Raw genomic sequence first — 13,942 nt, 5'->3', positions numbered from 1 at the left:
ATCGAAAAGAAAAACGATAAATAGGAAAGCTTGTTAGGGGTATAGGCGCAAAAAGGCTCTACTCTGGCATAAGGTAGTTTTCATCGACGGAGATAGCGACCCATTTGTCTTGCCAGGTTTTAAATAGCCAGAACTCAGGTAAACGAAAGAAAGTCACCCGCTGCGGCTCTTCGAGATCTTGATACCAGACTTCTACCGTTTCAGGTGCCGTCAGGTTAGGTTTTAAATGATCGAACTGTTCCGAGGTAAGCTCGGTACCTTCCAATGACTGCCAGCGTGATACAAGTTCACTGATCGGTGCATCGACTTTGATGTTAGATTGCCATCGTCCATCATGCAGTTCGAACTCCCAGCCACTATAGTACAAAGACTCAACCGTATAGTCGGAGCGAAGTACATTTGGGTAAGGGTCTGCTTGGTCTGTTAATAGGTAAGTTTTGATCCACATCGGCGCATTTAAGATCACTATAAACGCGATAATGCCCAGAATAAGAATATTGTTCCATCGGCGGCGACGAGCCGGACTCACACGCATAACCATCTCTACTCTCTTATAGTTATGAGTAAACTACCAAAGAGTATTGAGCTTGACTAGAACAATGGTGTGCAAGTATGTAGAGAAGCGGTGACCAAGCGGTATAGGGCGATAAATTAAAAATTCTAGTATAGAGTCGGACCAATAAAATGACTTTAGCAGTACTTTATAATCCGATGACGTACTAAACACTTTTCTTCAGCACTTTTCTTTAAGTAATAAAAAACCCAACTCGAAAGTTGGGTTTTTCAATTCATCAAAGAGACTGAAACCAATTATTTGATTTTTGCTTCTTTGTACATAACGTGCTGGCGAACTACTGGATCAAACTTTTTGATCTCAAATTTGCCTGGCATGTTACGCTTGTTCTTATCAGTTGTGTAGAAGTGGCCTGTACCTGCAGAAGATACTAGACGGATTTTCTCACGAACGCCTTTCTTTGCCATTGCTTATTTCCTCTTAAACGTTTTCGCCACGTGCACGCATGTCTGCAAGAACAGTATCAATACCTTTCTTGTCGATGATGCGCATACCTTTAGCAGATAGACGTAGTTTAACAAAACGTTTTTCGCTCTCTACCCAGAAACGATGAGTTTGTAGGTTCGGCAGAAAACGACGCTTAGTAGCATTTCGTGCGTGTGAACGGTTGTTACCCGTTACTGGACGCTTACCAGTTACTTGGCATACTCGTGACATGAATGTCTTCTCCAAAATCGTTTCAGCTCGATATCAACCTTGGTGGCCGAACCTCTCTATCTCTCGAAAAGAAGTTAGAGGTTAAGAACCGCTATGGAAAATCCATACAAGGCTATCAAAGGTCGCGCATTATACTAACTTGATATGCATTGCTCAAGACCCGAACAGATCCTTTTTACAGGTTTTCGTGATCTTTTTTTAGACAGCAGATTTTTTTAGCAGTCCAAGCTGAATTCAGTTAAAAATTTAGTGGCGTGGATGATAGCAGATTTTTAGCAACTAACAACCTAAAAAACGCACAGTTATATCCAGCCTCTTTCAGCAAAAGAGACACTTTCCCCATCTCCGATGACGAAATGGTCCAAAATACGAATATCCACCAATGCTAATGCGTCGGTGAGACGCCTTGTAATCCTTCTGTCAGCTTGGCTCGGCTCAGCAACACCTGAAGGATGATTGTGCGCCAAAATCAAAGCCGCCGCGTTATGATGCAGAGCACGCTTAACGACTTCTCTTGGATACACCGACGCGGCATCCAACGTTCCTTCAAATAAAATTTCATCTTTTATCACTCGGTGCTGGTTATCGAGAAAAAGAATATAAAAAGCCTCTCTTTGCCGATCCCTTAAAATAGAAGACAGATATAACTTAGTTTGGTCGGGGCTGGTTAAGGCGTCACCACGCTTTAGCGTCTCCGCCAAGTAGCGTTGCGTCATTTCTAGTACCGCTTGCAACTGAACATACTTGGCTTGTCCCAACCCTTTATGACGACAAAACTCTTGCTCTGATGCTGAAAATAGTTGTCTTAGCGAACCAAAGTCTTGAATAAGGAAGTCTGCAAGTTCAATTACGTTCATTCCGTGGGTGCCCGTGCGCAAGAAAATAGCCAGTAGCTCAGCATCGGTTAATGCTTGCGGTCCTCGTTGCAGCAGCTTCTCCCTGGGCATGGACTCAGTTGGCATAGCTTTCAGTATCATCTGATGTCTCTTTATATGGAAAGTGCCCCTATTCCACAAAACAAAAAGCGAAAGTCGAGTGTGACTTTCGCTTTCTTCGTACCATCAGTGCTTTCAATGCAACTTAACAGTTCATCAGAGTTTAAAGTTGCCAACCAAGCCGTGAATTTCTGTTCCAGACTGTGATAGCTGCGTGCTGATTGACTCGGCATGCTGCAACGTCTCATTAATGTTGTTCACGATCTGTTGAATAGCCACTAAGTTTTGGTTGATGTCTTCTGCAACTGCACTTTGCTCTTCGGCGGCAGACGCGGTTTGAATACCCATATCTCGAATCGTACCGATAGAATGATGAACACCAGAAAGAGATTGCTGAATGAGCGCCGATTCTTCCGCTGTTTTTACACCTCGTTTTTGGCTCACCGACATTGTACTGACCGCTCTTGATACACCATTTTGCAGTTGCTTAAGCATGTCACCAATTTCATGAGTACTATTTTGCGTACGACTGGCTAACGAGCGCACTTCATCCGCAACGACGGCAAAACCTCGGCCTTGCTCACCCGCTCTAGCCGCTTCAATCGCCGCATTTAGGGCCAACAAATTCGTTTGCTCGGCTATCTCGCCAATCACATCCAGCACTTTGGTTATTTTTTCGGTCTGTAAACTCAACTCAGAAATTGCATCTGACGTGCTATCTATCTCCGTCACGAGTTCGGTAATGCCTTCTATTGCTTGTTCCACTTCACGCTGAGCTTCGGTAACTTGACTGTTGGCATCCTCAATCGCCTGTGCAGTCGCATTGGTATTGTTGGCTACTTCTTTGGCTGTCATGCTCATTTGTGTCACCGCCGTCACGACTTTGTCCGTCTCTAAACAGTGGTCCTGCATTTGGCCGCTCGCTTGGCTGGTCTGAGAACTCAGGCTTTGAGAAACGGTCTGTACTGTCGTCGCAGAGCGATGAATGTCTTGCATCAGTGGGTGCAGCTTATCCATAAACTCATTAAACGCAGCCGCCACTTCACCGACTTCATCCTGACTTTCGACTTTTAAACGAGCCGTTAAGTCACCGCCGCCTGCGGCAACATCTTTCAATGACGCCGCGACATGTTGTAATGGCTGAATGCCTTTCGACACCACGATACTGGTGAGAATACTGGTGATGATCAATCCAACAACGGAAATCAACACAGCAGATAACGTATGCTCTTTTAGCTCTTGAGTTTTTAACTCTCTGTGCATCGCAACTTGCTGGTCGATGTCATCAATATAAACACCTGTACCTAAAACCCAGTCCCATTTCGATAGATATTCTGCATAGCCTAGCTTAGGCGCTTGTGCGTCAATGGTCGGTTTGTGCCACGAGAAATAGAGGAACCCATCCCCTTTTTGAGAAGCATCAATCAAGCCCGCGATAACTGCGACCCCATTTTCATCTTTTAAGTCGTAAAGGTTTTTACCCTCTAAAGAAGGTTTGATCGCATGTAACGTATTCACACCTTGAGAGTCGTAGGCAAAAAAGTAACCATCGCTTTCAAAGCGCATGGATTTCAGAATTTCTTTTGCTGCCTCTTTATTACTTCCATTTACATCCGTGTCGTATAACGGTTTTATCGCCGTCACACCCATCATCATGTAGGCTTGTAACTCTTTCTTTTTCGTTTCGATGAGCTCTTGCCTGTCTCTTGCCAGCTCCGCTTCCAAACTTTTACTGCTGTTGATGTAATACACCACTGAGATCAACGTGGTGATCAACAACAGCGGAATTAAGGTTATCAGCAGCAATTTATTTCGACTTTTCAACACCATGGTTTCCAGTACCTCTTTTTCTTTTCAGACTTGCAAACTCCGCGCAACTTGTCTGTGAGGTAGGCGAGAATTTCCCTTCCTCGGTCAGATTAATACTCTGGAGTTTGATGTGAATTATCTTCTCGTTATATATGCTCGGGCGGTCAGACTTTGAATTGTGTTAAAATCCGGTCATCAAATTGGAGATCTCACATGCAAACACTAGCAGGAAAGAAAATTCTACTCGGCATCAGTGGCGGTATTGCTGCGTATAAATGTGCGGAGCTAACCCGTCGCCTCATAGAGAGAGGAGCGCAAGTTCAAGTGGTAATGACGAAAGCAGCAAAAGAGTTCATTACCCCTTTAACCATGCAAGCCGTTTCGGGCCGTCCTGTCTCAGACAGTTTATTAGACCCAGCAGCAGAAGCCTCTATGGGCCATATTGAATTGGCCAAATGGGCAGATTTAGTACTACTAGCGCCAGCGACCGCGGACTTAATCGCGCGCATGTCTGCAGGTATGGGGAACGATTTGCTTACCACGCTTGTGCTCGCGACGGATTCTCCTGTTGCAGTTTCTCCTGCGATGAATCAACAGATGTATCGCAATATCGCAACCCAAGAGAACATCGCAACGTTAGCGCGTCGCGGTATGCACATCTGGGGCCCCGCTGCAGGAGAGCAAGCCTGTGGCGATGTGGGCCCAGGTCGAATGCTGGAACCAATGCAGCTAGTGCATCTATGTGAACAGTTCTTTCAGCCAAAATTGCTAGAAGGTAAGTCGATACTCATCACCGCAGGCCCAACTCGCGAAGCGATTGACCCAGTGCGTTACATTACGAATCATAGCTCCGGGAAAATGGGCTATGCATTGGCGAGCGCCGCAGCGCAGATGGGAGCCAAAGTCACCCTCGTGAGCGGTCCTGTCAGTTTAAATACGCCCGTAGGTGCTGAGCGCATTAATGTTTCCAGTGCACAAGAGATGCACGAAGCCGTTATTGCACACGCAAACAAGCATGATGCGTTTATTAGCTGCGCTGCCGTTGCGGACTACCGCCCACAAACGATCGCGTCTCAAAAGTTGAAAAAGACAGAAGACAACGACGAAATGGTCATTAATATGGTTAAAAATCCTGATATTGTTGCATCTGTAGCAGCAATGACGGAGAAGCGTCCGTTTACCGTCGGCTTTGCGGCTGAAACCAATGACGTAGAGACCTACGCTCGAGGCAAGTTAACAAAGAAAAACCTCGATATGATCTGTGCAAACGACGTTTCGGTTGCAGGGCAAGGATTTAACAGCAACGACAACGCGATTACCCTGTACTGGCCTGAGGGTGAACTTGCGCTCGATTTAGAATCAAAAGAAGCATTGAGCTTTAAAATTCTCGAAAAAATGCATCAATTGATGTAACTAACGTTTGAAAACCCTGCCAACTTTTCACAAAAGCTGGCATAAATTTGGTACAAACATGACAACTAAGGGTGTTAAATCTCCCATTCCACCCTTAGTGGTCTAGTTTGAGGCGAAATAGCGTCTTATAATCCCCTCCGCTCAACTTTGTATTTTGAAAGGAAGTAACTAATGGCCGGCAGTAAAAAATCCAACCGTCGTGAAGAGATCTTACAAGCATTAGCAGAAATGCTTGAATCAACAGAAGGCGCTTCACGCATTACTACGGCAAAACTGGCCAAGCAAGTCGGCGTTTCAGAAGCCGCGCTGTATCGTCATTTCCCAAGTAAAGCGCGCATGTTCGAAGGGTTGATTGAGTTCATTGAAGAAGCCTTGATGACACGTATCAACCGTATTCTAGACGACGAAAAAGATACACTAGAGCGTATTCGTATGGTGATGCACCTTATTTTGGCGTTCTCTGAACGTAACCCTGGTCTGACACGCATTTTGTCGGGCCATGCTCTAATGTTTGAAAATGAACGCCTACGTGAACGCATCAATCAACTCTTTGAGCGCATAGAAACACAATTGCGCCAGATCCTGCGTGAACGTAAGATTCGTGAAGGGAAGTCTTTCCCTGTCGAAGAGCGCATCCTAGCCGCGCAAATTCTGGGACAAGTTGAGGGTAGCCTAAACCGCTTTGTGCGTAGCGACTTTAAATACCAGCCGACTGCAAACTTTGACGAGTACTGGGCGCTTTTGAGTGCACAAATAAAGTAAAAGACTATGAGTAAAGACAAATACACGCAGCCCGAGTTTTCTCTTTCACTTCTTCACCCTCGTAACTGGGGCGTATGGCTTGGGTTTGGTCTGTTGGCCATCCTCGTCAATATTCTTCCTTATCGGCTGCTGCTTTCATTAGGTCGTTCACTCGGTAAACTTGGCATGCGCTACGGTAAAAAGCGTGTCCACGTTGCTCAACGTAACTTAGAATTGGCCTTTCCAGACAAAACACCTGAAGAGATTCAACATATTGTTGAAGAGAACTTCAAAAATACCGGTATGGCACTCATAGAAACCGGAATCACTTGGTTCTGGCCGACTTGGCGCTTTAAAAAACTTATCGTCGAGAAAGATCTCGGCGCACTGCGTGAAAAAGCCAAAGAAGGTAAAGGCGTCCTACTTTGTTGTGTCCATGCTCTTAATCTAGAGATCACTGCGCGTGCTTTCGCCGTGTTAGGCGTGGCCGGGTACGGCGCGTTTCGTCCGCATAATAATCCTGCTTATAACTTTATCCAGTATTGGGGACGGACACATAACGGCAATAAACTGATTGATCGTAAAGATGTGAAAAAGATGATTCGTGTATTACGCAGTGGTGAGCGTCTGTTCTATCTGCCGGATCACGATTACGGTCGCAAAAAATCAGTATTTGTGCCCTTCTTTGCCGTAGACGATGCGTGTACGACAACAGGCACGAGCATTCTGGCGTATACCTCAAAATGTGCGATCATCCCAGGCTCAGGGTTTCGCAATGACGAAGGAAAATACGACATCATCGCCGATAAGTGCATTGAAGCCGACTATCCACAAAAAGACGAAGTCGCCGCTGCTGCTTATATGAACAAGTATGTGGAAGAGGTCATCCTACGCGCTCCAGAGCAATGGATGTGGCTCCATAAACGCTACAAAACCATGCAAGATGAGCATGTCGAGAAAGGCATTCGCTATAAGTAAGTGGTCAAGGCGATAAATCCAAAAACAAAAAAAGGGCAGATGGATATCCATCTGCCCTTTTTACTTTTTCAGAAAAAATAACAAATTAAATGCCGTATTCCGAGCGATAGGCTTTAACTGCTTCCAAGTGCTCAGCAGCGTCACCTTTCTCTTCTAAGTAAGTCACAAGATCACCCAAACTTACAATTGAAATCACGGCACAACCAAAGTCACGTTCAACTTCTTGAATCGCAGAAAGCTCGCCCTTGCCCTTCTCTTGGCGGTCGATAGCAACCAACACACCCGCAAGGTCTGCACCATTTGCTTGAATGATTTCCATCGATTCACGGATTGCCGTACCCGCCGTAATCACGTCGTCCACCAGCATGATGCGACCTTCTAACGCAGAGCCTACAAGGTTACCGCCTTCGCCGTGATCTTTCGCTTCTTTACGGTTGAAGCAGTAAGGCGTGTCGATATCGTGGTGATCCGCCAGCGCGACTGCCGTTGTCGTTGCAATAGGAATACCTTTGTACGCAGGGCCAAACAGTACATCGAATTCAATGCCAGAATCAGCGAGCGCGGCTGCGTAAAAACGGCCTAGACGTGCGAGATCACGACCAGTATTGAAAAGACCAGCGTTAAAGAAGTACGGGCTTTTACGGCCAGATTTCAAAGTAAACTCACCAAACTTAAGAACTTCTTTCTCAAGTGCAAACTCAATAAACTCACGCTGGTATGCTTTCATGGATTTCTCTCAATTTTCTTTTCGTGTGGGGATCAGATCCTAGGACCTAGTAATATGCAAAAAATAGCTTCCTTTCGGGGAAGCTATTTAAATAAATCATTAATTTTCTAACGCCGCCTTCTGCGCTGCGACAATTTCCGTAATGCCGATTTTCGCCGACTCGAGCAATGCCATCAGTTGCTCATGACTGAACGGTTCACCTTCTGCGGTGCCCTGAATTTCAATCATCTTGCCTTCTTCGGTCATTACCACGTTCATGTCTGTGTCTGCCGCTGAATCTTCAACGTATTCAAGATCACACAATACTTCATCGCCTAGCAAGCCGACAGAAACTGCCGCTACGTGGCCTTTCATTGGATTCGCTTTTAGCTTACCGCTATCCACTAGGTGTTGGAACGCATCGGCCATTGCAACACTTGCGCCGCTGATAGATGCAGTACGCGTACCACCGTCAGCTTGGATAACGTCACAGTCAACGGTGATCATGAACTCACCCATGGCTTTTAGATCGACAACAGCACGTAGGCTTCGTGCAATAAGACGCTGAATTTCCATCGTACGGCCGCCTTGTTTGCCACTTGCCGCTTCACGACGAGTACGAGAATGTGTTGCTCGAGGTAGCATGCCGTATTCAGCTGTAACCCAGCCTTTACCTTGACCTTTTAGCCAACGTGGCACAGATTCTTCGACGGTCGCATTACACAACACTTTGGTGTTACCGAACTCAACTAGCACTGACCCTTCAGCGTAAGCTGTGTAGTTACGAGTAATTTTGATAGGGCGAACTTGATCCGCCTTGCGATCGTTTGGACGCATGGGCATCTACCTTAAATATGAGGAGAAGACGATTTGGTTGGGCGAAGATTATAACGGAATCGATTCCGGATTCATAGGTTACGCCTCTGGCACAACATAAACAATCCATACATCCCGCGCACCTATCGACGCAGCGTGATACACTCTTGAAGTAATTTTCAAAAAATGAAGACAGGAAAATTCGATGATTTACAGTATGACAGCGTATGCACGCAAAGAAGTAAAAGGCGACTGGGGTTCTGCGGTATGGGAAATCCGCAGCGTGAACCAGCGTTATTTAGAAACATACTTCCGCATGCCAGAACAATTTCGTGGATTAGAGCCCGTTTTACGCGAGCGTTTTCGTAAGCGCTTAGCGCGAGGCAAAGTGGAATGTAATCTGCGTTTTGAAGCAAACCCTGCCGCAAAAGGTGAGCTTAGCATCAACGAAGCGCTTGCTAGCCAGGTAATTAAGGCCGCTGAACAAGTCATGCACATGACTGGTGAACTGAGCCGAATCAACCCATTTCAAGTCATGCAATGGCCGGGGGTAATGGAAACGCCAGAGCAAGACATGGATGCGGTAAATAAAGTGCTACTAGAAGCGTTTGATGGCGCAATGGATGAGTTTATTGAAGCGCGTGCTCGTGAAGGCGAGAACATGAAAGCGCTGATTGAACAGCGTTTAGATGCCATCTCTGCAGAAGTCGTAAAAGTGCGTGCCCGCATGCCAGAAATTTTAGAATGGCAACGTGAGCGACTATTCTCGAAATTCGAAGACGCTAAAGTGGAACTGGATCCGTCTCGTATCGAGCAAGAGTTGATTTTGCTAGCGCAAAAATCGGATGTTGCTGAAGAGCTCGATCGCTTGGACTCTCACGTAAAAGAAACCACAAACATTCTGAAAAAAGGTGGCGCAGTGGGTCGTCGTCTGGACTTCATGATGCAAGAGTTCAACCGTGAATCGAACACGCTAGCGTCGAAATCCATCAGCACAGACATCACAGCATCGGGCGTTGAACTGAAAGTTCTGATTGAACAGATGCGTGAGCAGATCCAAAACATTGAATGATCTAAAAGTCATCGAGTATTGAAACAAAAAAGCCCCCGCTAGTGCGGGGCTTCTTTTATTCATCTTTTTCCAAGGTTCTGTTATCAACGTAGGGCCAATAATGATGCCCGACTCTGATGAGCAACGTTGCCGCAGCTAAGATAAACGCTGCCAGAGATAACCACACAACCAAAACCGCATCCAGCTCTTTCATTCCGAGTGTGATATAGCGGGCGATCGCCATCATCGCGATATAGATAGGATAGCGTACCGGAATTTTTCCGTTCATCACGAACTGCTGAACCATGGCGAGCACTTCCAGATAGATAAACATCAAAAGAATATCCGTGAGCAAGACACGCTTCTCGACAAATACGTGTACAAACTCTTGCATCATGGCGTACAACGTCGCCAAGGTAATAGAGACTAGTAATACCGCCTCCAAAATATGGAAGATTTTCAGGAATGGTCGACTAAAGGATTTCGGTAAATTCGACGGCATGGTCCATTATCCAGACAAAGAAGATAGGCCTTGAGTTTAGCATGCAACGATCTTCAATCAATCATAATACTCAGGCGTCAATCAACACCAAGACCTAACATAGACCTATAAAAATGCTCCGCTTATTTGGCGGAGCGTTTTTGTGTTATAGGACCTGTGGCATCACTTACGCCACTTGCTGCTTTTTTTCAGCCAGGCGCTTTTTCTTCCGATATTTAGGGTGGGTGATCGGAATCGCAGATAGGAGTTTCTTGGTGTACTCGTTTTGCGGGTTTGCATAAATTTCTTTCGCGCTGCCTGCTTCTACCACTTTACCAAAATACATCACGGCAACTTTGTCTGAAACGTGTTTCACCACAGAGAGATCGTGAGAGATAAAGATGATCGCCAAGTTCATCTCTTGTTGCAGTTGTAGTAATAGGTTCAGAATTTGTGCCTGTACCGACACATCTAACGCAGATACCGATTCATCACAAATCAGTAATTTAGGCTTCAATGCAATCGCGCGAGCAATACCGATACGCTGACGTTGGCCGCCTGAAAACTCATGTGGATAGCGGTTGACTGCCGTTTCTGGCAAACCCACCTTGATTAAAAGCTCTTTTACCCACTGTTTGCGCTCGGCTGGTGTACCGATTTTATGAATAACAAACGGTTCTTCTAGAATCATACCGATGGTATGACGCTGATTGAGTGATTCCATTGGGTCTTGAAAGACGATTTGCATGTCTTTACGCAGCGAACGCATCTCTTTGACAGACAGTTTAGTGATGTCTTTACCTTCAAAGAAAATCTTACCTTCCGTTGGCTCGTATAACTTTAAGATCGTGCGCCCAAGGGTGCTTTTACCACAACCTGACTCGCCAACTAGCCCCAGTGTTTCACCTTCAGAAACAGACAGTGAAACCCCGTCTACCGCTTTGATGGTGTAGCCTTTCTTGAACAGCCCTTTACCAGAAACAAAGTGCTGCTTAAGATTTTCAATTCTTAATACTTCTTTTGCCATAACATCCTCTTTTATGACTCGTTCACTTTGCCCAGTTAACTGACAAACATACTGGCATCAATAGGCTTGATATCGATCATCTGCTTCGGCTCATTATCTAAACTCGGCATCAACCCCATCAAACGCTCCGTGTATGGGTGCTGTGGGTTATCAAACAACTCAAAAATTTCTGCTTTTTCGACAATACGCCCACCATACATCACGGCAACATCATCACACACTTCTGCCACAACCCCGAGGTCGTGAGTAATGAAGATCATCGCCATGCCCGTTTCTTCCTGAAGCTCGTTCATCAGTTCAAGGATAGACGCCTGAACCGTAACATCCAACGCCGTAGTCGGTTCATCACAAATCAGAATATCCGGCTTACAGGCCAACGCCATCGCGATCATGACACGCTGGCGCATACCGCCAGATAGGTTATGGGGATACTCATTCAATCGCTTCTCTGGCATTGGGATTTTGACTTTTGCCAGCACCTCAATCGAGAAAGCCTCCCGCTCCTTTTTGTCGAGCTCTGGTCGATGGAGTTCAAGCACTTCACATATTTGACGACCAATAGTGTGTACTGGATTGAGCGCCGTCATCGGATCTTGGAAGATGATCGAAATGCGATCGCCACGCATGGCATACATCTCTTCCGCAGGCAAATCAACTAGGTTGGTGCCGCGATAATTCACTTCACCTTTGATGATGTTGCCATATGGCTTAGGTAAAAGACCCATGATCGACATTGAGGTTACGCTCTTACCACTGCCTGACTCTCCCACCAGACCGAGTGTACGTCCAGCTCTCACATCAAAGTTCACACCATGCAGCACCTTCACTGGTCCATCATCGGTGGTGAATTCAACTTCGAGATCTTTAACACTTAGGATTACATCGTTTTCCATAACCAATCCTTACAGCTTATAAGTGTCATCTACGACAACAACAGGTTCAAAAGCTTTGCCTGACTTCATCGCTTGTTTCGTTTCTTTCTTGATATCACTATCAATCCAGTAAGTGCCATCGCCTATGATTGCACCACTGAACAGCGCCTCTGTCATGCGATTCATTGGCTTATCTGGAAACTTTAACCAGCGCCAATGACCATAGCGGACATAAGGAACCATGTAGCCTGGGACGATAACGTGAGCATCAATGATGTCACGCTGAATCTCATGACCTAGCTGGATCTTTTTATCCATATCCATGCTAAAACGATACTCGATGATCTTTTCATCCAGCTCTGGCGTGCTGTAGTTTGTGAAAGAGTTAGTTTGCGGCTTGTTCGCATTGACTGAATGGAAGTACTCCCAATACGTTGGGATCTCGGACGTACCCATATCTAAGAAAGCCAAATCGTGCTTTTTCTCACGGACGTATTTGAACATGGATGAGCCATCAACCAACTTGAGCTCAATATCCAACCCTGCTAGCTTGGCTTGCTCACGCAAAAAAGCAATACGAGGAGTATGAACAGGTGTTCCGTAGGTCAGCTCGAAGCTTAAACGCTCACCTTTATCATTGACACGAATACCATCGGAACCAATTTTGTTAAAGCCTGCGGCTTCGAATGCCTCGGCCGCTTTTGCTGGGTCAAATTTCGGTGCTTTCGCATCTGGTAGGGTATATTTACCATGGCCATAACCGGTCGGGTTTGGCTTACGGGAGTAGTCACCACGCATGATATTCTCAATCATGCCATCAAAATCAATTGCGTAGGTAATGCCCTTGCGAACGTTTAAATCATCCAGCAAAGGCATCGCGGTGTTTATCCATACGCCGCCCGCACCGACTGGAAATTGGTTGTAACCCCAGAACTTTTGAATGTAACCCTTTTGGTACGGTTCCGTATTCGATTTATCGTGCCATAAGCTTGGTAGAACCAGACCAAATGCATCCAACTTACCCTTTTCAAAATGCTTCATCGCAATATCGCTATCGCGGATCACCGTGATGCGAATCTTGTCGACATTGTAGCGATTTTGGTAGTACTTATTGCTGTAACCCCACCAATCTTCACCAACATGTTTGAAAGTCACACTTCTACCTTTTTTGATATCATCTAGGTAGTACGCACTGGTCGTTGGTTCACTCTTAAAGTTGTAGTAACGGACAAAGTTGTCGTGAATACCATCACCATTTTCGTCCTTTGAAGGATTGGCATAAAAGTGTGCGGGACGTGGGCGTAAAGCCCCCATTCTTAGCAATAATTCTTCCGGATTGAACTCTTTCGCGGCCTTAACAGCAAACGTATGGGCGTCATACTTAATAACGTCCGCAATGGTTTTGTTGTAATAATCGTTGTACCAAGGCTCTAGGATATCCTTAGAACGATAAAACTTAAGCATGAATACAAAATCGTCGGCAGTCACAGGCTTGCCGTCCGACCATTTGGCTTCTGGATTGAGTTTGAAATAGACGGTTTTATTGTCGCCAGCTAATGCCCACTCATTAGCAAGTTCAGGGATGAACTCTAAAGTGTCTGGGTGGCGAACCACCAATCCAGGGGTTTCATCCAAGATAAAGGAACGCAACCCAGCATTGGCGTCAGGGCCAACACTACGTAACGTCTGTGGAAAACTTGACATGAAGGTGCGATAGGTCCCTCCACGTTTCGCTTCAGGCGAACCATATTGAGGCTCATCCCAGTTTGTTTGCCAGTTTAAGTCCGTCGGAAGCGTTGCTGACATTGCACCAAAACTCAGGGCGCTCAGCGTGGACGCTAAAAATAATTTCTTCATAAAACTTCCCTTTTTTATGTTTTGC

The 13,942-nt window shown here is 45.8% G+C and carries 15 protein-coding genes; 4 read left to right on the top strand and 11 right to left on the bottom strand.

Features of this window, described 5'->3' with window-relative positions:
- Positions 1-58: 58 nt before the first annotated feature.
- From L3V30_RS15390 to L3V30_RS15370, 5 genes are all read right to left on the bottom strand, one after another.
- Positions 59-535 (bottom strand): hypothetical protein, encoded by a 477-nt coding sequence (locus L3V30_RS15390; protein ID WP_031780495.1) that lies wholly within the window; start codon positions 533-535, stop codon positions 59-61.
- 275 nt (positions 536-810) lie between these two features.
- Positions 811-981, bottom strand: coding sequence for a 50S ribosomal protein L33 (rpmG, locus tag L3V30_RS15385; protein ID WP_004410866.1), 171 nt, complete (start codon positions 979-981; stop codon positions 811-813).
- 13 nt (positions 982-994) lie between these two features.
- Positions 995-1,231, bottom strand: coding sequence for a 50S ribosomal protein L28 (gene rpmB, locus L3V30_RS15380; protein ID WP_005384783.1), 237 nt, complete (start codon positions 1,229-1,231; stop codon positions 995-997).
- Positions 1,232-1,533: 302 nt separating this feature from the next.
- On the bottom strand, positions 1,534-2,208 hold the full coding sequence (gene radC / locus L3V30_RS15375) for a DNA repair protein RadC (protein ID WP_047009421.1): 675 nt from the start codon (positions 2,206-2,208) through the stop codon (positions 1,534-1,536).
- A 114-nt stretch (positions 2,209-2,322) separates the two neighbouring features.
- On the bottom strand, positions 2,323-3,996 hold the full coding sequence (locus tag L3V30_RS15370) for a methyl-accepting chemotaxis protein (protein WP_237309229.1): 1,674 nt from the start codon (positions 3,994-3,996) through the stop codon (positions 2,323-2,325).
- A gap of 192 nt (positions 3,997-4,188) precedes the next feature.
- On the opposite strand from L3V30_RS15370, the gene coaBC reads away from it, so the two are divergent.
- The 3 genes from coaBC to L3V30_RS15355 all read left to right on the top strand — a co-directional run bounded on the left by coaBC (position 4,189) and on the right by L3V30_RS15355 (position 7,107).
- The gene (gene coaBC / locus L3V30_RS15365) at positions 4,189-5,388 is read left to right on the top strand and encodes a bifunctional phosphopantothenoylcysteine decarboxylase/phosphopantothenate--cysteine ligase CoaBC (protein WP_164666575.1); all 1,200 of its coding nucleotides are present in this window, start codon (positions 4,189-4,191) and stop codon (positions 5,386-5,388) included.
- A gap of 171 nt (positions 5,389-5,559) precedes the next feature.
- Positions 5,560-6,150, top strand: coding sequence for a nucleoid occlusion factor SlmA (slmA, locus tag L3V30_RS15360; protein ID WP_005395778.1), 591 nt, complete (start codon positions 5,560-5,562; stop codon positions 6,148-6,150).
- A 6-nt stretch (positions 6,151-6,156) separates the two neighbouring features.
- The gene (locus L3V30_RS15355) at positions 6,157-7,107 is read left to right on the top strand and encodes a Kdo(2)-lipid IV(A) acyltransferase (protein ID WP_047009418.1); all 951 of its coding nucleotides are present in this window, start codon (positions 6,157-6,159) and stop codon (positions 7,105-7,107) included.
- Positions 7,108-7,192: 85 nt separating this feature from the next.
- On the opposite strand, the gene pyrE is transcribed toward L3V30_RS15355, so the two are convergent.
- Positions 7,193-7,834: an orotate phosphoribosyltransferase gene (gene pyrE / locus L3V30_RS15350; RefSeq protein WP_005395770.1), complete on the bottom strand. Its 642-nt coding sequence runs from the start codon at positions 7,832-7,834 to the stop codon at positions 7,193-7,195.
- Positions 7,835-7,933: 99 nt separating this feature from the next.
- Entirely contained in the window at positions 7,934-8,650 is a 717-nt protein-coding gene (rph, locus tag L3V30_RS15345; protein ID WP_005395768.1) for a ribonuclease PH, read from the bottom strand.
- Between the two features lie 184 nt (positions 8,651-8,834).
- On the opposite strand from rph, the gene L3V30_RS15340 reads away from it, so the two are divergent.
- Positions 8,835-9,701, top strand: coding sequence for a YicC/YloC family endoribonuclease (locus L3V30_RS15340; protein WP_005395766.1), 867 nt, complete (start codon positions 8,835-8,837; stop codon positions 9,699-9,701).
- A gap of 55 nt (positions 9,702-9,756) precedes the next feature.
- Here L3V30_RS15340 and L3V30_RS15335 read toward each other — a convergent pair whose 3' ends face one another.
- The 4 genes from L3V30_RS15335 to L3V30_RS15320 form a co-directional block, all read right to left on the bottom strand.
- Positions 9,757-10,182: a phosphate-starvation-inducible PsiE family protein gene (locus L3V30_RS15335; RefSeq protein WP_012841209.1), complete on the bottom strand. Its 426-nt coding sequence runs from the start codon at positions 10,180-10,182 to the stop codon at positions 9,757-9,759.
- A gap of 166 nt (positions 10,183-10,348) precedes the next feature.
- Complete coding sequence (locus tag L3V30_RS15330) at positions 10,349-11,188, bottom strand: ABC transporter ATP-binding protein (protein WP_005394930.1); 840 nt, start codon at positions 11,186-11,188, stop codon at positions 10,349-10,351.
- Between the two features lie 35 nt (positions 11,189-11,223).
- Complete coding sequence (locus L3V30_RS15325; protein WP_237309228.1) at positions 11,224-12,081, bottom strand: ABC transporter ATP-binding protein; 858 nt, start codon at positions 12,079-12,081, stop codon at positions 11,224-11,226.
- 9 nt (positions 12,082-12,090) lie between these two features.
- The gene (locus L3V30_RS15320; RefSeq protein WP_164666580.1) at positions 12,091-13,917 is read right to left on the bottom strand and encodes an extracellular solute-binding protein; all 1,827 of its coding nucleotides are present in this window, start codon (positions 13,915-13,917) and stop codon (positions 12,091-12,093) included.
- Positions 13,918-13,942: the final 25 nt, after the last annotated feature.

The organism is Vibrio sp. A1-1 (assembly GCF_021728175.1).
GTDB classification, from domain to species: domain Bacteria; phylum Pseudomonadota; class Gammaproteobacteria; order Enterobacterales; family Vibrionaceae; genus Vibrio; species Vibrio diabolicus.
The sequence above is the reverse complement of the archived record's forward strand: the minus strand, read 5'-3'. Positions and strand labels throughout refer to the sequence as shown.